A 19233-nucleotide genomic window follows, 5' to 3' on the forward strand; every position below is an offset into this window, starting at 1 on the left:
AATTCTCTTCAAGAGGGTAATGATGACGCCGTCCGGCGCTTTTCGCCGACGACGTTACCGAGATAAAACGCCAACAGGCTGAGCAACAGCGAAGGCACGATAGGGTGCAGCCCCGCCGGCTGCAGGTTGAAGCTGGCCAATAGCGTATAGCATACCGCACCCGACACCATTGAGCTAAGCGCTCCCTGAGCATTGGCGCGTTCCCAGTACAGGCCCAGCACCAGCGGCCACAGGAACACCGCCTCCAGCCCGCCGAAAGCCAGCAGGTTGAGCCAGATGATCATCTCCGGCGGCCGCCAGGCCGCCAACAGCACCAACAGGCCGAGGATCAGCGTGGTCAGGCTGGAGAAGCGCTTGATCAGCCGCTCGTTGTGGATCTGCTGTGGGCGTACGCCAAGGTAGAGATCCTTGATGATGGTGGCGGAGGATTGCAGCAGTTGGGCGTTGATGGTCGACATGATCGCCGCCATCGGCGCCGCCAAGAAAATCCCGGCGGCGTACGGCGGCAGCACGGTGATCATCAGCGTCGGGATCACCTGATCGGGGATCTTGAGATCCGGCAACACCGCGCGGCCGAGCGCGCCGGCCAGGTGCATGCCGAACATCAGCACCGCCACCACCACTGTGCCGAGCAGAATGCCGCGGTGCACCGCCTTGCTGTCCTTGTAGGAGATACAGCGCACGGCGGTGTGCGGCAGGCCGATCACCCCGAAGCACACCAGGATCCAGAACGACGCCATAAACGGCAGGCTGAGGATCTGATCGCCGCCCTGCGGCGACACCAGCGCCGGATCGATCTGCTGCAGTTTGCTGACTGCGCTGTCCAGTCCGCCGGCGGCATGGATCACCGCCACCAGCAGCAGCACGGTGCCAAGCAGCATCACCAGCCCCTGCATGGCGTCGTTCAGCACGCTGGCGCGGAAGCCGCCGAAGGCGGTGTACAGCGCGATGCTGATGCCGAAGATCAGCAGGCCGGTGTCGTAAGGAATGCCGGCGGCGGTTTCCAGCAGGCGTGCGCCGCCGATAAACTGCACCGTCATGGCGCCGAGGAACGCCACCAGCAGGCTGAGGCTGGCCAGCCACACCAGCAGGCGGCTTTGGTAGCGGCCATACAGCATGTCATTGAGGGTGATAGCGTTGTAGCGCCGCGCCAGGATGGCGAATTTCTTGCCCAGCACGCCGAGCGACAGCCACACCGCCGGCAGCTGGATCATCGCCAGCAGCACCCAGCCTAGGCCGTATTTGTAGGCGGCGCCGGGGCCGCCGATAAACGAACTGGCGCTGATGTAGGTGGCGGTCAGGGTCATCGCCAGCACAAAGCCGCCCATCGAGCGGTTGCCGAGGAAATATTCGCTGAGGAAATTTCCATTCTGACGGCGGCGATAGGCGTATACCGACAGGCCGAATACCAGCAACAGGTAGGCGACCAGCGGCAGGATCACTTCAGTTTGCATCGCTGTCCTCCAGCGAAATGTCGCGGAACACCGTGCGCACCATCAGCCAGCACAGGCCGATGAACAGCAGCGGCACCAGCAGGCAGGCCATTTCGAACCAGTGCGGCAGGCCGGTGACGCCGACGGCGCTGTCCGGCAGATAGGCCGCCAGCCCCCAGGCCAGCAGGTAGAGCAGCGTCAGCCCCAGCGCCCAGCGCGCTTCGCGGTGCGCCTGAATAAAGCGTTTGTCCATCCGTGTCTCCCATAGGTTTACGGTGATGGATTCATCAAAGGTAGGGAATTTTACGGCATGACGGCGTTTTGCCAAGCCGTTACTGGCGGCAACGCCAAAGAAAAAGGCCGGTGATTAACCGGCCTTTCGTCAGACGATGCTGCGTGCTGCCTTAGGTTTCCTGCAGACCCAGCTTCTTCTCCAGATAGTGGATGTTGGTGCCACCGTGCTGGAAGTTTTCGTCGTTCATGATCTTCTGCTGCAGCTCAACGTTGGTTTTGATGCCGTCGATGATCAGTTCAGCCAGGGCGTTTTTCATGCGGGCAATCGCCACGTCACGGTTTTCGCCGAAGGTGATCAGTTTGCCGATCATGGAGTCATAGTACGGCGGTACGGTATAACCGGCGTAGATATGAGATTCCCAACGCACGCCGAAACCGCCTGGCGCGTGGAAGCGGGTGATCTTGCCCGGGCTCGGCAGGAAGGTGTTCGGATCTTCGGCGTTGATGCGGCATTCTACCGCGTGGCCGTGGATCTTCACTTCTTCCTGTTTGATCGACAGCGGCTGACCGGCAGCGATGCGCAGCTGCTCTTTGATCAGATCCACGCCGGTGATCATTTCGGTAACCGGGTGCTCTACCTGAATACGGGTGTTCATTTCGATGAAATAGAACTCGCCGTTTTCATACAGGAACTCGAAGGTACCCGCGCCGCGGTAGCCGATTTCCACGCAGGCTTTCGAGCAGCGCTCGCCGATGTAACGGCGCATTTCGCTGGTGATGCCCGGCGCCGGCGCTTCTTCGACCACTTTCTGGTGGCGGCGCTGCATGGAGCAGTCGCGCTCGGCCAGATAGATGGCGTTGCCCTGGCCGTCGGCCAATACCTGAATCTCGATGTGGCGCGGATTCTCCAGGTATTTTTCCATGTACACCATGTCGTTGTTGAAAGCCGCTTTGGCTTCCGCTTTCGTCATGTTGATGGACTGCTCAAGGTCTTTGTCGCTGCGCACCACGCGCATGCCGCGACCGCCGCCGCCGCCGGAGGCCTTGATGATCACCGGATAACCGATGCGCTTGGCGAAGGCACGGTTTTTATCCATGTCGTCGGTCAGCGGGCCGTCGGAGCCAGGTACGCACGGCACGCCGGCTTTCTTCATGGCGTTGATCGCGGAAACCTTGTCGCCCATCAGGCGGATGGTCTCGGCTTTCGGGCCGATGAAGATGAAGCCGGAGCGTTCAACCTGCTCGGCGAAGTCGGCGTTCTCGGACAGGAAGCCGTAGCCCGGGTGGATCGCCACCGCGCCGGTGATTTCCGCCGCCGAGATGATGGCCGGGATGTTCAGGTAGCTTTTTACCGATGGCGCAGGACCGATGCAGACGGTCTCGTCGGCCAGCAGCACGTGTTTCAGATCGCGGTCGGCCGCGGAGTGAACCGCAACGGTCTTGATGCCCAGTTCTTTACAGGCACGCAGGATGCGAAGCGCGATCTCGCCGCGGTTGGCGATAACAATTTTATCAAGCATGGGGGCGCCTCGTTATTCGATGACGACCAGCGGCTCGTCATATTCGACCGGCTGGCCGTTTTCCACCAGGATGGCTTTCACGACGCCGGACTTGTCCGCTTCGATCTGGTTCATCATTTTCATGGCTTCAACGATGCACAGGGTATCGCCGGCGTTCACTTTCTGGCCCACTTCAACGAAGGCTTTCGCGTCCGGGCTTGGGGTGCGGTAGAAGGTGCCTACCATTGGGGAACGAACGACGTGGCCACTCACGGCCGCCGGTGCTGCAGGGGTTTCTGCCGCAGGCGCGGTGGCAACGGCGTTAGCCAGGGCTGGCTGCTGCTGTGCCGGCATCGCGTAGGCCTGCTGCATGACGGGATAAGCCTGCGCCGGTGCGGCACGGCTGATGCGAACCGATTCTTCGCCTTCAGAGATTTCCAGTTCAGAAATGCCTGATTCTTCAACCAGTTCGATCAGTTTCTTGATTTTACGAATATCCATGAGTGTGATTCCGTACTCTTTTTGTGGAGCAATTAGTGGGTTTTCGACAGACGGTTAACCGCTGCCTGTAAAGCGAAAGCGTAGCCATCCGCGCCGAGGCCGCAAATCACCCCTACCGCTACGTCCGAGAGATAAGAGTGATGGCGGAAAGGTTCGCGGGCGTGCACGTTGGACAGGTGGATCTCGATGAACGGGATCTGCACCGCCAGCAACGCATCGCGCAGCGCCACGCTGGTGTGCGTGAACGCCGCCGGATTTATCAGAATGAAATCGGTGTTGCCGCGCGCCTGATGGATGCGATCGATCAGCTGATGCTCGGCGTTGGACTGCAGATGGCTCAGGGTAATATCCAATGCGGATGCCTGGTTTTCCAATCCGTTAACAATCTCTGTCAGCGTCGTGCTGCCGTACTTCTCCGGCTCACGCGTCCCCAGCAGATTGAGATTGGGGCCGTTCAGAAGCAAAATGTGAAACTTATCCGCCATTGTGCTGGTATCTCCGGCAATAAAACCATCATCGTAGAAAATAACCCGATGTTATCGATTTGTCACCTGTTAAGGGGCAAATTCACCCTGAGAACAGAAACAAGGTCGGGCATTATAACGATATCGTAGCAATTCGCAGCTAAATACTGGTCTTATCAGCGAAGATATTCAACCCCAAATCGACGAACTCGGGGATCCGTGACAGGAATATGAGCGCTGGAACACAGAAAAAGTTCCCGCCGGCGGCGCGCGTTTTTCCGTACCAATAACGCGCGCCGCCGCGTAGTTCAGCGCCACCAGGCGCGGAATTTCTTGTAACGCAGGCCCAACAGCGCCACCGCCAGCAGCGCGTAGATGAACGGCTGGGGGGAAAACGTTTTGACCGACCACAGGTAGTGGATGGGGGCGAGGATCGCCGCCAGATAGACGAAGTTGTGCAACAGTTGCCATTTGGCGCCCAGTTTGCGCATCGCCCACAGCGTCGAGGTGGCCGCCAGCGCCAGCAGGATCAGCCAGGTGAGGATGCCGAGCGTCAGATAAGGGCGGTTCACCAGCTCGCTGCCCAGCAGGCCGAGGTTGCTTAGCCCCAGTTCCAGCGTGGAGTAGCTTATCAGGTGCAGCGTGCCCCAGGCAAAGCACCACAGCCCCACCAGGCGGCGGCAGCGGATCAGCAGCGGCTGGCGGGCGTAGCGCGCCAGCGGGGCGATAGCCAGCGTGGCCAGCAGCAGTTTCAGCGTCATCCTGCCGGTAAAATGCTGGATGTCCTTGGACGGATCGGCGCTGAACCAGCCTTGATCCACCGCCAGCACCAGCCAGAGAAAGGGCAGAAACGCCACCAGATGCAGGGCGGCTTTCAGCCATTTGATATGAACAGGCGTCAGGCGCACTTAGAAATTCTCCCGCAGATCCATGCCGCGATACAGCGACGCCACCTGGTCGGCATAGCCGTTGAACAGCAGCGTCGGCTGGCGTTTGACGTCGAGAATGCCGCCGGAGCCGATGAAACGCTCGGTGGCCTGCGACCAGCGCGGATGATCGACGTGCGGATTCACGTTGGCGTAAAAACCGTACTCGTTCGGCGCGGATTGGTTCCAGGTAGTCGGCGGCCGATCGCGCACCAAACGGATATGCACGATCGATTTGATGCCCTTGAAGCCATATTTCCACGGCGTGATCAGCCGCAGCGGCGCGCCGTTTTGCGGCGGCAGGGTTTTGCCGTACACGCCGACGGTCAGCAGCGCCAGCGGATGCATCGCCTCGTCCAGCCGCAGCCCTTCGACGTAGGGGTATTTCAGGCCGCCGCCGATAAAGCGATCTTTCTGGCCGGGCATCTGCTCCGGATCGTACAGCGTCTGGAAGGCCACGTAGCGCGCGTTGCCGTTCGGTTCGGCCAGCTTGATCAGCTTGCCCAGTTCGAAACCGATCCACGGCACCACCATCGACCAGGCCTCGACGCAGCGCATGCGGTAAATGCGCTGTTCCAGCGGGAAACGCTTCATCAGATCGTCGATATCCAGCGTTATCGGCTTCGCCACTTCGCCGTCGATGCGCACTTTCCAGCCTTCGGTTTTCAGCCCGCCGGCGTTGGCGGCCGGATCGGCCTTGTCGAGGCCGAACTCATAGAAGTTGTTGTAGCCGGTGACCTTGTCTTCCGGCGTCATCGCCAGCTGCGCCTGCCAGGCGGTCGGTTTGCTGAATTCCAGCGCTTTGCCCGGCGGTGCCTTGGGGCGATCGTTGCCCTTGAACCACGACAGCAGGTCCGCCTGTGCGCCGGTGGGCAGCGCCAGCGAAGCGGCGGTGATACCGAGCGCCTGCAGCACCTTGCGCCGCTGGTGGAATACGCTCTCCGGCGTGACGTCGGCCTCGGTCAATTTGGGGTGTTTGTTCATGCTTATGTTCTCCGCGACTATTCCCGCCGCTTGCGAGCGGCTGACGGGTCTTCATGAAATAAGCATGGCGCTAAAGGCGGCCGGAAGCGAGGGGACGCGGGAAAATATGAAATTTCGCAGAAGCGGGCGATCCCCCCGTCGCCGGGGGGAGAAGGTCAGCGGATTTTCACCAGGGTGCGGCCGGTGATTTGGTTGTTCAACAGCGCGGCGGCGGTGGCCGGCGCCTGCTCGAGGGAGATTTCGTGCGTGGCCTGCTGATAGAAGCTGTCCGGCAGAATGCCGGCCAGCCGTTCCCAGGCGGTTTGGCGGCGATGCAGCGGCGTATGCACCGAATCCACGCCCTGCAGGCGCACGTTGCGCAGAATGAACGGCATCACGGTAGTCGGCAGCTGATAACCGCCCGCCAGGCCGCAGGCGGCGACGGTGCCGTTATAGTTCATCTGCGCCAGCACCCGCGCCAGCAGTTTGTCGCCGACGGTGTCCACCGCGCCGGCCCACAGCTGTTTCTCCAGCGGACGCGGCATGTCGATATAGCCATCGCGCGGCATCACCTCTTTGGCGCCGAGCGCTTTCAGGTAGTCGGTATTGCTGTCGCGGCCGCTGATGGCGGTCACCCGGTAACCCAGCGCCGCCAGCAGGGCGATGGCGGTGCTGCCCACGCCGCCGCTGGCGCCGGTGACCAGGATATCGCCGTCGTCCGGGTGCACGCCGCCTTCCTCCAGCGCCATCACGCACAGCATGGCGGTAAAGCCGGCTGTGCCGATGATCATCGCCTTGCGCTCATCCAGGCCGTTCGGCAGCGGCACCAGCCACTCACCGGAGACGCGCGCCTGCTCGGCCAACCCGCCCCAGTGGTGTTCGCCCACGCCCCAGCCGGTGAGCACCACGCTTTGCCCCTCTTTGAAGCGATCGTCGCGGCTGTGGCGCACGGTGCCGGCGAAGTCGATGCCCGGCACCATCGGGAAGTTGCGCACGATCTTGCCTTTGCCGGTGATCGCCAGCGCGTCCTTGTAGTTCAGGCTGGACCAGTTGATGTCGACGGTGACATCGCCTTCCGGCAACCGATCGCTGTCGATATCTTTGATATGAGCCAGAGTTTGGTCGTCTTGTTGTTCCAATAACAGTGCACGCATGTCACTCTTCCTCTCGTTTACACTTTTCTATTCAATGGCTGAATCACAGTTATTTGACTATATGCATAATAAGCGGCCCAAGTCCTGATAAAGGACAAAAATGGCGCTTGCAGGTTTAATTCCTCGGCAAGGCTTGTTAGGGTTGGACGGCCCCTTTTAGCTAAAGGGTGAACACTCACTTAACCATAGCGGACAAGGCACAGGGATGCGATTTACCACCAAACTCTCTGCATTGATCACTCTGTTGGTCGCGCTGGCGATGTTTTTGATGCTGATGGGATGCTCATACAGCTTCTTTTACGTTACCCAGGATCGCCAGGAGCGCCGCTTGGATTCGCTGGTCACCACTCTCGATCAAGCCATGCTGAGCGAGCCGCCGCAGGAGCAGGAAAAATGGTTGCCGATCGTCATGCGCACGCTCGGCATCGTGTCGATCCGCATAGAGGCCGGTAGCAGCCAACTGCTCGACTATCAATTGCCGACGCAGGAAAAAGAGCACTGGGATGCGCTGAACGGTTATCGTCAGGTCTCGCGTCCCCTGTTGCAGCATCCGGGCAGCACGCTGCACATCACCTACCGCGATCCCTTCGCCAGCGATGTGCGCACGTTGCAATCCACCGCCGCCGTCACGCTGTCGATCGTCGTGATGGTGGTGGTTTTGCTGTTCAGCCTGCGCTGGCTGCGTGAGCAGGCCGACGGCGAAGATCGTCTGGAACGCCGCGCACGGCGCATTCTGAACGGCGAACGCGAAAACGTCATGCAGGGCGACGTGCGTGAGTGGCCGGCCAATGTCAGCGGCGCGCTCGACCGCCTGCTGGCCGATCTGGCGGAAGCGCGGGAAGAGCGCAGCCGGGTCGATACGCTGATCCGCGCCTTCGCCGCGCAGGACGCCAAAACCGGGCTCAATAATCGCCTGTTCTTCGATAACCAGTTGACCACTCAGCTGGAAGACGAAGGCTCGCACGGCATCGTGATGATGGTGCGGCTGCCCGATTTCGAGACCCTGCGCGAGACGCACGGCAGCGTGGCGGTGCAGGAGCTGATGTATTCGCTGGTCAATCTGCTGTCTACCTTCGTGATGCGCTATCCGTCGGCGCTGCTGGCGCGCTACTTCCACAGCGATTTTACCGTGTTGTTGCCGCATCGAACCCTGAAGGAGGCCGACGGCATCGCCTCACAGCTGGTCAACGCCATCGATGCCTTGCCTTCCACGGCGCTGATCGACCGCGAGGCCTTCCTGCACATCGGCATCGTGGCGTACCGCAGCGGTCAAACCACCGAGCAGGTGATCGATTATGCGGAGCAGGCGACGCGCCACGCTACGCTGCAGGGCGAAAACGGGTGGTATGTGTACGACAGCCAGGTGCCGGAAAAGGGGCGCGGCAGCGTCAAGTGGCGCACGCTGCTGGAACAGGTGCTGGCGCGCGGCGGCCCGCGGCTGTATCAGAAACCGGCGGTGACCGTGGGGGGCGAGGTGCACCATCGCGAGATCATGAGCCGGATCTATGACGGCACCCAGGAATTGCTGCCGGCGGAATATATGCCGCTGGTGCAGCAGCTCGGGCTGGCGGAAAGTTACGATCGCCAACAAGTGAGCCGCATCATTCCCTTGTTGACGCAGTGGCCCGAGGAAACGCTGGCGTTTCCGCTGTGCGTGGACTCGATTTTGCAGCGCTCTTTCCAGCGCTGGCTGCGCGATACATTGCTGCAGTGCGAAAAAAGTCAACGTCGGCGAATTCTGATTGAACTTGCGGAGGCAGATGTGTGTCAACATATCGACCGTTTGCGTCCGGTGCTGAGGCTGTTGTCAGGGCTGGGCTGCCGCCTCGCGGTGTCCAAAGCGGGTTTAACCGTGGTCAGTACGTCCTATATCAAGTCGCTGCAGGTGGAGATCGTCAAGCTCCACCCGGGGTTGGTGCGGAGCATCGATAAGCGGGACGAAAACCAGCTGTTCGTGCAGAGCCTGACCGGCGCCTGCGCGGGCACGCGCGCACAGGTGTTCGCCGCCGGCGTACGCACGCGCAACGAGTGGCAGACGCTGAAAGAGCGCGGGATCCACGGCGGGCAGGGCGACTTTTTCGCGCCGCCGGAACCGATCGACGCGGGGCGTAAAAAATATTCACGTCGTTATCGCGTTTAAGCTGATTGCCGGACAAAAATTGACGTAGAATGAGCGCCGGATCCATCTGGGCCATGTCACCCGTCATTTTGGAGTTTTCTCCAATCTGCCTGCGACAACGACGCCTATTTGAGATAGGCTCTTGTCAGCTTTTATCTGGTTGGCGTTGGTAGGTGCTTACCATCGGCGGCAATCAGGGAATATGTTAGATTTTATGAGCTGTGTTACGCCGTTTCGTGCGTTGACAGGGTGGTAAACTGAGCCTTTGTTCAGGGAATTCAGGCCTCATCCAATTTCCGTGCATTCGAGCAGAAACAATACAGACTATTTTTCACCGAAGTAGAACGTTTTTGCGCCTTGTCGCTGCTTCGTGTGGTTGGTAAAGTAGGCGGATTTTATTTTCCGCCCCCAGCTTGCAGGATTATCCTTTCGTTATGTTTAAGAAATTTCGTGGCATGTTTTCCAACGACTTGTCCATCGACTTGGGTACCGCCAATACCCTGATTTATGTTAAAGGGCAAGGCATCGTACTGAATGAACCTTCGGTGGTTGCCATTCGTCAGGATCGTGCCGGCTCCCCAAAGAGCGTCGCGGCCGTCGGTCATGACGCCAAACAGATGCTGGGCCGCACCCCCGGCAACATCGCGGCTATTCGCCCGATGAAAGACGGCGTGATCGCCGATTTCTTCGTGACCGAAAAAATGCTGCAGCACTTTATCAAACAGGTTCACAGCAACAGTTTCATGCGCCCAAGCCCGCGCGTGCTGGTCTGTGTGCCGGTCGGCGCGACCCAGGTTGAACGCCGCGCTATCCGCGAGTCCGCCCAAGGGGCCGGCGCGCGTGAAGTGTTCCTGATTGAAGAGCCGATGGCGGCGGCGATCGGCGCTGGTCTGCCGGTCTCCGAAGCGACCGGTTCCATGGTGGTGGATATCGGTGGCGGTACCACTGAAGTGGCGGTGATCTCGCTGAACGGCGTGGTGTACTCCTCTTCCGTACGCATCGGCGGCGACCGCTTTGATGAAGCCATCATCAATTATGTGCGCCGCAACTACGGCTCGCTGATCGGCGAAGCGACCGCCGAGCGCATCAAGCACGAAATCGGTTCTGCCTATCCGGGCGACGAAGTGCGCGAAATCGAAGTCCGCGGCCGTAACCTGGCCGAAGGCGTACCGCGCGGCTTTACCCTGAACTCCAATGAAATCCTCGAAGCCCTGCAAGAGCCGCTGACCGGCATCGTCAGCGCGGTGATGGTTGCGCTGGAGCAGTGCCCGCCAGAATTGGCCTCCGACATTTCCGAACGCGGCATGGTATTGACCGGCGGCGGCGCGCTGCTGCGCAACCTCGATCGCCTGCTGATGGAAGAAACCGGCATCCCGGTCGTGGTGGCGGAAGATCCGCTGACCTGCGTGGCACGCGGCGGCGGCAAGGCGTTGGAAATGATCGACATGCACGGCGGCGATTTGTTCAGCGAAGAATAGTCAGCCCCTGGAAGGAGGAATCGTATCGGATGAATGCGCACAGCGAGAATCGGGTACGGTTCCTCTTTCTGTTGTCGAGGAACTCGCATAATTTATGAAGCCGATTTTTAGCAGGGGGCCTTCCCTGCAACTGCGACTTTTTTTGGCGGTGATTGCGGCCATTGGCCTGATCGTTGCCGACAGCCGGCTCGGCACGTTCGTGAAGATACGCAACTACATGGACACCGCAGTCAGCCCTTTCTATTTTCTGGCCAACGGGCCGCGTAAAGTTTTGGACAGCGTGTCAGAAACGCTGGCCACCCGCCAACAGCTGGAGCTGGAAAACCGCGCTCTGCGGCAGGAACTGCTGCTGAAAAACAGCGATATTCTTCTTCTTGGCCAATTCAAGCAGGAAAACGCCCGCTTGCGCGAGCTGCTGGGTTCTCCGCTGCGCCAGGACGAACACAAGATGGTCACCCAGGTGATCTCCACCGGCTCCGATCCCTACAGCGATCAGGTGGTGATCGACAAAGGGTCGGACAACGGAGTCTATGAAGGCCAGCCGGTGATCAGCGACAAGGGCGTGGTCGGCCAGGTGGTGGCGGTGGCGAAAGTCACCAGCCGCGTGCTGCTGATCTGCGACGCCTCGCACGCGCTGCCGATCCAGGTGCTGCGCAACGATATTCGAGTGATCGCCGCAGGCAGCGGCTGCGCCGACGATCTGCAGCTGGAGCACCTGCCGAACAACACCGATATCCGCGTTGGCGATGTGCTGGTCACCTCCGGCCTCGGCGGCCGCTTCCCGGAAGGCTATCCGGTGGCGGTGGTTTCCTCGGTCAAGGTCGATAACCAGCGCGCTTACACCGTGATTCAGGCGCGGCCGACCGCCGGTCTGCAGCGCTTGCGCTACCTGCTGCTGCTGTGGGGCGCCGATCGCAACGGCGACATGCCGTTGCCGCCGGACGAAGTGCACCGCGTGGCCAATGAACGCCTGATGCAGATGATGCCGCAGGTGCTGCCGCCTGCCGGTTCGGTCGGGCCGCAGCTGCCGGCGCCGGCCACCGGCGTGGCGCCGCAAACCGTCGCTCCGGCGTCTGTCCAGCCCCAAGCTCAGCCTGCCGCGGCGGGAGTGGTGCCATGAACAGTTACCGCAGCCACGGGCGCTGGATCATCTGGCTGTCGTTCCTGGTGGCGTTGGTGCTGCAAATCATGCCGTGGCCGGAACAGATCTACATGTTCCGGCCTTCGTGGCTGGTGCTGATCCTCATTTACTGGGTGATGGCCTTGCCGCACCGCGTCAACGTCGGCACCGGCTTCGTGCTGGGGTTGATCATGGATCTGATCCTCGGCTCTACGCTGGGCGTGCGCGCGCTGGCGCTGGGCATCATCGCCTATCTGGTGGCGTTCAAATTCCAACTGTTCCGCAATATGGCGCTGTGGCAACAGGCGCTGATCGTCGTGCTGCTGTCGCTGTCGATGGACGTGGTGGTGTTCTGGGCTGAGTTTTTAGTGATCAACGTCTCTTTCCGCCCAGAGGTGTTCTGGAGTAGTGTGGTAAACGGCATTTTGTGGCCGTGGTTATTCCTGTTGATGCGCAAAATCCGCCGTCAGTTCGCCGTACAGTAAGGGTATCTCAATGACTTCGCTTTATCTGGCCTCCGGCTCCCCACGTCGACGTGAACTGCTGACCCTGCTCGGCGTGTCGTTCGACATTTTGCTGACGCATACCGAAGAGCAGCGCCGGGAAGGCGAAGCCGCCGAAGCCTATGTGCGCCGCCTGGCGCAGGACAAGGCCAAAGCCGGCGTAGCGCTGGCGCAGGAAGATCGGCTGGTGCTGGGCGCCGACACCATCGTGGTGCTCAACGGCCGGGTGCTGGAGAAGCCGCGCGACGAAGCCCATGCGGCGGAAATGCTGGCGGCGCTGTCCGGCAAGCAGCATCAGGTGATGACGGCGGTGGCGATCGCCGATCGCCACGACGTGCGCTGCCAGCTGGTGGTGACCGACGTGACGTTCCGCAGCCTGTCACAACAGGATATCCGCGACTATATTGCTACGGGCGAACCGATGGATAAGGCGGGCGCCTATGGAATTCAAGGAAAGGGTGGTTGTTTCGTCAGAACGATAACCGGGAGTTATCACGCGGTGGTTGGTCTGCCGCTGGTCGAAACACATGAGCTGCTCAGTAATTTTGTCGCATTACGTGATGTAAGAACCGGTTGATGGGCGCTGCCATTATCGACCGGCTCTGAGGAGAAGGCATGACAGCTGAGCTACTGGTTAATATCACACCGTCTGAAACGCGGGTCGCCTATATCGATGGCGGCATTCTGCAAGAGATCCATATCGAACGCGAATCCAAACGCGGCATCGTCGGCAATATCTATAAAGGGCGCGTCAGCCGCGTCCTGCCGGGGATGCAGGCGGCGTTCGTCGACATCGGCCTGGACAAGGCCGCCTTCCTGCACGCCTCCGACATCATGCCGCATACCGAATGCGTCGCCGGCGACGAGCGGAAAAACTTCCACGTGCGCGACATCGCTGAGCTGGTGCGCCAGGGGCAAGACCTGATGGTGCAGGTGGTGAAAGATCCGCTCGGCACCAAGGGCGCGCGCCTGACCACCGACATCACGCTGCCTTCGCGCTATCTGGTCTTCATGCCGGGCGCGGCGCACGTCGGCGTTTCGCAGCGCATTGAAAGCGAAGCCGAGCGCGAGCGCCTGAAAGCCATCGTTGCGCCGCACTGCGACGAGCTGGGCGGTTTTATCATCCGCACCGCGGCGGAAGGCATCGGCGAGGAAGAGCTGGCGCAGGACGCCGCGTTCCTCAAACGCCTGTGGACCAAGGTGATGGAGCGCAAGAAGCGCAACCAGACCAAATACAAGCTGTACGGCGAGCTGGCGCTGGCGCAGCGCATCCTGCGCGATTTCGCCGGCGCGGCGTTGGATCGCATCCGCGTCGATTCGCGGCTGACGCACGATCTGCTGGTGGAGTTTACCGGCGAGTACATTCCGGACATCACCAACAAGCTCGAACTCTATACCGGCAGCCAGCCGATTTTCGATCTGTACGATGTGGAAAACGAGATCCAGCGCGCGCTGGAGCGCAAGGTGGAGCTGAAGTCCGGCGGCTATCTGATCATCGATCAGACCGAGGCGATGACCACCGTTGACATCAACACCGGCGCCTTCGTCGGCCACCGCAACCTCGACGAAACCATCTTCAATACCAACATCGAGGCGACGCAGGCCATCGCGCGCCAGCTGCGGCTGCGTAACCTGGGCGGCATCATCATCATCGACTTTATCGATATGAACAACGAAGAGCATCGCCGCCGGGTGCTGCACTCGCTGGAGCAGGCGTTGAGTAAAGATCGGGTAAAAACCACGATCAACGGCTTCTCTCAGCTAGGCTTAGTTGAAATGACGCGTAAACGCACGCGTGAAAGCATTGAACATGTGCTCTGTCACGATTGTCCTACTTGCAATGGGCGCGGCACCGTGAAAACGGTGGAAACCGTGTGCTACGAGATCTTGCGCGAGATTGTGCGCGTGCACCATGCTTACGATTCCGATCGCTTCCTGGTGTACGCCTCCGCGGCGGTCGGCGAAGCGTTGAAGAGCGAAGAGTCGCATGCGCTGGCCGAAGTGGAGATCTTCGTCGGCAAACAGGTGAAGGTGCAGATCGAACCGTTGTACAGCCAGGAGCAGTTCGACGTCGTCATGATGTAGCCCGTCCGACATCGTAAGGGCCCGGCATGCCGGGCCCGTCAGAGCATAGATATTCCCGTTGCCAGGCAGCGGAGCAAGGAGAACTGCGTGAGGCGACTGCCTGGGATTCTGTTAGCAACAGGCGCCACCCTAATCGTGATTGTGGCGCTGCTGATCAGCGGGCTGCGCCTGATGCTGCCGAAGCTGAACGACTATCGTCCCCAACTGCTGGCGCAGGTGGAGAAGCTGTCCGGCGTGCCCGTGCAGATGGATTTCCTGCAGGGCAGCTGGGAAACGTTCGGCCCACAGCTTGAAATGCGCAACCTGAGCGCCACGCTGCCCAAAAGCGATGTGCATATCGAACGCGTGACGCTGGCGCTGGACGTGTGGCAATCGCTGCTGCACTGGCGCTGGCAGTTCCGCGATCTGACCTTCTATCAATTCCGCCTCGATCTGAACGCCACGCTGGGCGGCGACCGGCAGGGCGAAGGCCTTGAGCCGGGCAAAATCGGCGATCTGATGCTGCGCCAGCTCGACCATTTCGATCTGCGCGACAGCCGTATCTCATTCCTGACGCCTGCCGGCGCGCGCGCCGAATTCGACATTCCCCAACTGACCTGGCTCAACGGCCGCGAGCGCCACCGCGCCGAGGGGCAGATCAGCCTGTCGACGCTGAACGGCCAGCACGGCGTGGTGCAGCTGCGCATGGACCTGCGCGATAATCAGGGCCTGTTGGACACCGGCACGGTCTACCTGCAGGCCGATAACATCGACATGAAACCCTGGTTTACCCGCTGGCTGCGCGCCAACACCGGGCTGGAAAGCGCCGACTTCAGCCTGGCGGCCTGGCTGCAGGTGCAGAACGGCGAGATTGCCGGCGGCCATGCTTTGCTCAAGCAGGGGGCGGCCAACTGGGATACCGGCGCCGCGCAGCACCGGCTGGACGTGGACAATCTGGCGCTGTCGCTGCGCCGCCAGGGCACCGGTTGGCAGCTCGACGTGCCGCAGCTGCGGTTGAGCACCGATGGCCAGGCCTGGCCGCAGGGCACGCTTTCTGCCCTGTGGCTGCCGGAAAACACCGAGTTCATGGGGCCGGCACAGAATGAAGAGCTGCGGGTGCGTGCGACTAACCTTCAGCTGGAGCGCCTGTCGGCGCTGCTGCCGACCTTCTCGTTCCTCAGCCCGGACGTGCTCGATCGCTGGAACGATCTGCAGCCGCAGGGGACGATGGAGGCCCTGGCGCTGGACATCCCGCTGAAGCAGCCGGAAAAGAGCCGTTTCCAGGCGCTGTGGCGCGATGTCAGCTGGCAGCGTTGGGAGCTGCTGCCCGGCGTCAACCACTTCTCCGGCGCGTTGAGCGGCGGGGTGGAGAACGGCCGCCTGACGCTGGGGCTGGCAGGCAGCACCTTGCCTTACGGCGATATGTTCCGTGCGCCGCTTGAAATCAGCAGCGCGCGCGGCGCGCTGACCTGGCGTTACAACGATCAAGGCTGGGAGCTGGCGAGCCAGGGGCTGGACGTCAAGGCGAAGTCGCTGTGGGTCAACGGCGATTTCCGTTATCAGCAGCCGGCCAAGGGCGATCCGTGGCTGAATATCCTGGCGGGCATCCGCCTGTATGACGGCGCCGAGGCCTGGCGCTATTTCCCGGAACCGCTGATGGGCAAGCATCTGGTGGACTACCTGAGCGGCGCCATTCAGGGCGGCCAGGTGGATAACGCCACGCTGATTTATTCCGGCGATCCGCAGCACTTCCCGTACCGTAAAAACGAAGGGCAGTTCGAAGTCTTCGTGCCGCTGCGTCACGCCACTTTCCAGTTCCAACCGGGCTGGCCGGCGCTGACCGATTTGGCGATCGACCTCGACTTCGCTAACGAAGGATTGTGGATGCATGCGCCGCAAACCCGGCTGGGCAAGGTGGCGGGCAAAAATATCAGCGCGGTGATCCCCGATTACCTGAAAGAGCGGCTGCTGATCGACGCCGAAGTCGCGGGTGCGGGCAGCGACGTGCATGACTACTTCATGCAGACGCCGCTGCACGATTCGCTGGGGGCGGCGCTGGATCAGCTGCAGATTGGCGGTGATGTCAGTGGGCGCTTACATCTCGATATTCCCCTGGACGGCGAGCAGGTCAGAGCCACCGGTGAAGTGGCGCTGAACAACAACTCGTTGCTGATCAAGCCGCTGGACAGCGAACTGCAAAAGCTCAGCGGCAAGTTCCGCTTCGACAACGGCAACCTGCAGAGCGACCCCCTGTCGGCCACCTGGTTCGGGCAGCCGGTGGCGGTCAACTTCACCACTCAGGAAGGCGAGCGTGACTACAAGGTCAACGTCGGCCTGAAGGGCGACTGGCAGCCGGGCAAGTTCCCCGGCCTGCCGAAAGAGGCCGCCGATGCGCTCCGCGGCAGTGCGCCCTGGCAGAGCCAGGTGGCCATCACGCTGCCGCATCAGGGCTCGGCCAGCTACGATATCGGCCTTGACGCAGATCTGAAGAAAGTGAGCAGTCACTTACCTTCGCCGTTGGACAAGGCGCCGGGCGAAGCCTTGCCGGTGAACGTCAAGGTCAAAGGCGGTCTGAACGGCTTCATGTTGACCGGCAGTGCGGGCAAGCAGAACCGCTTCAACAGTGAATGGAGCTTCGACAAAAAACAGGTGAATCTGGCGCGCGCCGCCTGGCGAACCAACGGTGGCGGCACGCCACCGCTGCCGGCCGGCAAGTCGATGACGCTGAACCTGCCGGCGCTGGACGGCGAGCAATGGCTGGCGCTGCTGGCGCCGGCGCTGAAACAGGGCGGCGGCAGCGGTCAGGTGGGCGGTTTCAGCTTCCCCACCACCGTGGCGCTGACCACGCCGCAGCTGCTGTTGGGCGGCCAGGCTTGGCATAAGCTGACGCTGTCGGCCGAAAAACAGCTGGGCGCCACCGTGGTGAGCGCCAAGAGCGATGAAGTGGACGGCAGCCTGCGGGTGGCCGATCGCGGGCCGTGGCGCGCCGATATCAACTACCTGTACTACAACCCGCAGTTCGCCGAAACGAAAAGCGCGGCGGGTTCGCCGCCACCGCCGCCGGAGAAAGTCAGCTTCCGCGACTGGCCTTCGCTGATGCTGCGCTGCAAGTCGTGCTGGGTGCTGGGGCAGAACCTCGGCAAGGTCGAGGCGGATCTGAGCAATCGGGGCGATACTCTGACGCTGGATCACGGCCTGGTCGATACCGGCAAAGGGCGCATGAGCGCCACCGGTCTGTGGAAGCAGAACGCGCAGGAAGAGCGCAGCTCGCTGAAAGGCAAGCTGCTCGGCGGCAAGATCGATGAAACCGCCGCCTTCTTCGGCATCACCATCCCGCTGAAAGGCGCGCCTTACGACGTGGACTTCGATTTGTACTGGCGCGGCGCGCCGTGGCAGCCGCAGGTCAATACGCTGAGCGGTGCGCTGCAGGTCAAAATGGGCAAGGGAGAAATCGACAGCATGGGCGGCGGCCGCGCCGGCCAGCTGCTGCGACTGGTCAGCTTCGACGCCTTGCTGCGCAAGCTGCAGTTCGATTTCAGCGATACCTTCGGTAAAGGCTTCTACTTTGATTCCATCCGCAGCACCGCCTGGCTGAAAGATGGCATAATGCATACTGATAATCTATTGATCGACGGCCTGGCGGCGGATATCGCCATGAGTGGCCAGATCGATCTGGCGCGCCGCCGCATCGATATGGAAGCGGTGGTGGCGCCGGCGATTTCGGCGACGGTCGGCGTGGCCACTGCGTTTGTCGTTAACCCGATCGTCGGCGCGGCGGTGTTCGCCGCCTCGCAGGTGCTGGGGCCGCTGTGGAGCAAGATTTCGCTGATTCGTTACCATATCAGCGGCGATCTCGACCAGCCGAAGATCAATGAGGTACTTCGTAAGGCAAAGGAGGATAAGGCGTCATGAGGAATGCTAACGTTGCGTTGTTGCAGTTGTGCAGTGGCGATCAGGTGCGCGATAACCTGGCCCAGATTGAACAGCAGATCAAGCAGCTCAATGCCGGGGTAAAACTGGTCATGACGCCGGAGAACGCGCTGCTGTTCGCCAACTCCGCAGCCTATCGCCAACAGGCGGAAAAACAGGGCGATGGCCCGCTGCAGAACGCGGTGCGCGAACTGGCGCGCCGCTATGGCGTGTGGTTGCTGGTGGGCTCGATGCCCTTGATCAGCCGCGAAAACCCGGAGCTTATCACCACCAGCAGCCTGTTGTTCGACGATCAGGGCGAGATCCGCGCCCGCTACGACAAGCTGCACATGTTCGATGTGGACATCAACGACGCGCACGCCCACTACCGCGAGTCGGATACCTACCAGCACGGGCAGCATCTGACGGTGGTGGATACGCCGGTCGGGCGTTTGGGAATGACCATATGCTACGATCTGCGCTTCCCCGCGCTGTTCCAGGCGCTGCGGGCGCAGGGCGCTGAACTGATTTCGGTGCCGGCGGCCTTTACCCGGGTCACCGGTGAAGCGCATTGGGAAATCCTGCTGCGCGCCCGGGCGATCGAAAACCAGTGCATGATCCTGGCGCCGGCGCAGGTGGGGCGCCACGGGCCGACCCGCCGCACGTGGGGCCACACGCTGGCTGTCGACGGCTGGGGCAAGGTGCTGGCCGAGAACCCGGACGCCGTGGCGGCGCTGAAGGTGCGCGTGGACACCACAAGCCTGCAGCCCCTGCGGCAACAGATGCCGGTGCTGCAGCACAACCGATTCCAGACGTCGCTGACGGCGCCGTCTGACACGTTATCCTCCAATCAAGAGTGAAACCAT

16 protein-coding genes are annotated in these 19233 nt (G+C 61.3%); 8 read left to right on the forward strand and 8 right to left on the reverse strand.

The window, feature by feature from the left end:
* Positions 1-8: 8 nt before the first annotated feature.
* From panF to acuI, 8 genes are all read right to left on the reverse strand, one after another.
* Positions 9-1454: a sodium/pantothenate symporter gene (gene panF / locus ACJ8HH_RS16330; RefSeq protein ID WP_033636180.1), complete on the reverse strand. Its 1446-nt coding sequence runs from the start codon at positions 1452-1454 to the stop codon at positions 9-11.
* Positions 1444-1686 (reverse strand): YhdT family protein, encoded by a 243-nt coding sequence (locus ACJ8HH_RS16335; RefSeq protein WP_033636179.1) that lies wholly within the window; start codon positions 1684-1686, stop codon positions 1444-1446. The genes panF and ACJ8HH_RS16335 overlap by 11 nt, the downstream gene beginning before the upstream one ends.
* Before the next feature lie 151 nt (positions 1687-1837).
* On the reverse strand, positions 1838-3187 hold the full coding sequence (accC, locus tag ACJ8HH_RS16340; RefSeq protein ID WP_004936886.1) for an acetyl-CoA carboxylase biotin carboxylase subunit: 1350 nt from the start codon (positions 3185-3187) through the stop codon (positions 1838-1840).
* Positions 3188-3199: 12 nt separating this feature from the next.
* Positions 3200-3667: an acetyl-CoA carboxylase biotin carboxyl carrier protein gene (accB, locus tag ACJ8HH_RS16345; protein ID WP_033636178.1), complete on the reverse strand. Its 468-nt coding sequence runs from the start codon at positions 3665-3667 to the stop codon at positions 3200-3202.
* Positions 3668-3699: 32 nt separating this feature from the next.
* Positions 3700-4152, reverse strand: a complete 453-nt coding sequence (aroQ, locus tag ACJ8HH_RS16350; protein WP_004936891.1) for a type II 3-dehydroquinate dehydratase — start codon at positions 4150-4152, stop codon at positions 3700-3702.
* A gap of 287 nt (positions 4153-4439) precedes the next feature.
* Positions 4440-5039, reverse strand: coding sequence for a protein-methionine-sulfoxide reductase heme-binding subunit MsrQ (msrQ, locus tag ACJ8HH_RS16355; RefSeq protein ID WP_060425051.1), 600 nt, complete (start codon positions 5037-5039; stop codon positions 4440-4442).
* Positions 5040-6041, reverse strand: a complete 1002-nt coding sequence (gene msrP, locus ACJ8HH_RS16360; RefSeq protein ID WP_060451948.1) for a protein-methionine-sulfoxide reductase catalytic subunit MsrP — start codon at positions 6039-6041, stop codon at positions 5040-5042.
* A 155-nt stretch (positions 6042-6196) separates the two neighbouring features.
* On the reverse strand, positions 6197-7174 hold the full coding sequence (gene acuI, locus ACJ8HH_RS16365) for an acrylyl-CoA reductase (NADPH) (RefSeq protein ID WP_047570383.1): 978 nt from the start codon (positions 7172-7174) through the stop codon (positions 6197-6199).
* Positions 7175-7379: 205 nt separating this feature from the next.
* Here acuI and csrD point away from each other — a divergent pair, with 205 nt between their 5' ends.
* From csrD to nit1, 8 genes are all read left to right on the forward strand, one after another.
* On the forward strand, positions 7380-9314 hold the full coding sequence (gene csrD, locus ACJ8HH_RS16370) for an RNase E specificity factor CsrD (RefSeq protein ID WP_033636174.1): 1935 nt from the start codon (positions 7380-7382) through the stop codon (positions 9312-9314).
* A 413-nt stretch (positions 9315-9727) separates the two neighbouring features.
* Positions 9728-10771, forward strand: a complete 1044-nt coding sequence (mreB, locus tag ACJ8HH_RS16375; RefSeq protein WP_003855260.1) for a rod shape-determining protein MreB — start codon at positions 9728-9730, stop codon at positions 10769-10771.
* Positions 10772-10865: 94 nt separating this feature from the next.
* Positions 10866-11891, forward strand: coding sequence for a rod shape-determining protein MreC (mreC, locus tag ACJ8HH_RS16380; RefSeq protein ID WP_039569448.1), 1026 nt, complete (start codon positions 10866-10868; stop codon positions 11889-11891).
* The gene (mreD, locus tag ACJ8HH_RS16385) at positions 11888-12376 is read left to right on the forward strand and encodes a rod shape-determining protein MreD (protein ID WP_004936918.1); all 489 of its coding nucleotides are present in this window, start codon (positions 11888-11890) and stop codon (positions 12374-12376) included. The genes mreC and mreD overlap by 4 nt, the downstream gene beginning before the upstream one ends.
* A gap of 10 nt (positions 12377-12386) precedes the next feature.
* Complete coding sequence (locus tag ACJ8HH_RS16390; protein ID WP_043148080.1) at positions 12387-12971, forward strand: Maf family protein; 585 nt, start codon at positions 12387-12389, stop codon at positions 12969-12971.
* Positions 12972-13009: 38 nt separating this feature from the next.
* Positions 13010-14479: a ribonuclease G gene (rng, locus tag ACJ8HH_RS16395; protein ID WP_016930237.1), complete on the forward strand. Its 1470-nt coding sequence runs from the start codon at positions 13010-13012 to the stop codon at positions 14477-14479.
* Positions 14480-14566: 87 nt separating this feature from the next.
* Positions 14567-18370 (forward strand): AsmA2 domain-containing protein YhdP, encoded by a 3804-nt coding sequence (gene yhdP, locus ACJ8HH_RS16400; protein ID WP_033648976.1) that lies wholly within the window; start codon positions 14567-14569, stop codon positions 18368-18370.
* Entirely contained in the window at positions 18367-19227 is an 861-nt protein-coding gene (nit1, locus tag ACJ8HH_RS16405; RefSeq protein ID WP_033636170.1) for a deaminated glutathione amidase, read from the forward strand. Before yhdP ends, nit1 begins: the two co-directional genes overlap by 4 nt.
* Positions 19228-19233: the final 6 nt, after the last annotated feature.

Origin of the sequence: Serratia sp. CY32780, assembly GCF_052169135.1 — a bacterium.
Lineage (GTDB): Bacteria > Pseudomonadota > Gammaproteobacteria > Enterobacterales > Enterobacteriaceae > Serratia > Serratia sarumanii.

What these genes read in the sequence shown, in the direction of transcription:
- panF (WP_033636180.1), bottom strand. Translation starts at nt 1,454, where the DNA reads ATGCAAACTGAAGTGATCCTGCCGCTGGTCGCCTACCTGTTGCTGGTA.
- ACJ8HH_RS16335 (WP_033636179.1), bottom strand. Translation starts at nt 1,686, where the DNA reads ATGGACAAACGCTTTATTCAGGCGCACCGCGAAGCGCGCTGGGCGCTG.
- accC (WP_004936886.1), bottom strand. Translation starts at nt 3,187, where the DNA reads ATGCTTGATAAAATTGTTATCGCCAACCGCGGCGAGATCGCGCTTCGC.
- accB (WP_033636178.1), bottom strand. Translation starts at nt 3,667, where the DNA reads ATGGATATTCGTAAAATCAAGAAACTGATCGAACTGGTTGAAGAATCA.
- aroQ (WP_004936891.1), bottom strand. Translation starts at nt 4,152, where the DNA reads ATGGCGGATAAGTTTCACATTTTGCTTCTGAACGGCCCCAATCTCAAT.
- msrP (WP_060451948.1), bottom strand. Translation starts at nt 6,041, where the DNA reads ATGAACAAACACCCCAAATTGACCGAGGCCGACGTCACGCCGGAGAGC.
- acuI (WP_047570383.1), bottom strand. Translation starts at nt 7,174, where the DNA reads ATGCGTGCACTGTTATTGGAACAACAAGACGACCAAACTCTGGCTCAT.
- csrD (WP_033636174.1), top strand. Translation starts at nt 7,380, where the DNA reads ATGCGATTTACCACCAAACTCTCTGCATTGATCACTCTGTTGGTCGCG.
- mreB (WP_003855260.1), top strand. Translation starts at nt 9,728, where the DNA reads ATGTTTAAGAAATTTCGTGGCATGTTTTCCAACGACTTGTCCATCGAC.
- mreC (WP_039569448.1), top strand. Translation starts at nt 10,866, where the DNA reads ATGAAGCCGATTTTTAGCAGGGGGCCTTCCCTGCAACTGCGACTTTTT.
- mreD (WP_004936918.1), top strand. Translation starts at nt 11,888, where the DNA reads ATGAACAGTTACCGCAGCCACGGGCGCTGGATCATCTGGCTGTCGTTC.
- ACJ8HH_RS16390 (WP_043148080.1), top strand. Translation starts at nt 12,387, where the DNA reads ATGACTTCGCTTTATCTGGCCTCCGGCTCCCCACGTCGACGTGAACTG.
- rng (WP_016930237.1), top strand. Translation starts at nt 13,010, where the DNA reads ATGACAGCTGAGCTACTGGTTAATATCACACCGTCTGAAACGCGGGTC.
- nit1 (WP_033636170.1), top strand. Translation starts at nt 18,367, where the DNA reads ATGAGGAATGCTAACGTTGCGTTGTTGCAGTTGTGCAGTGGCGATCAG.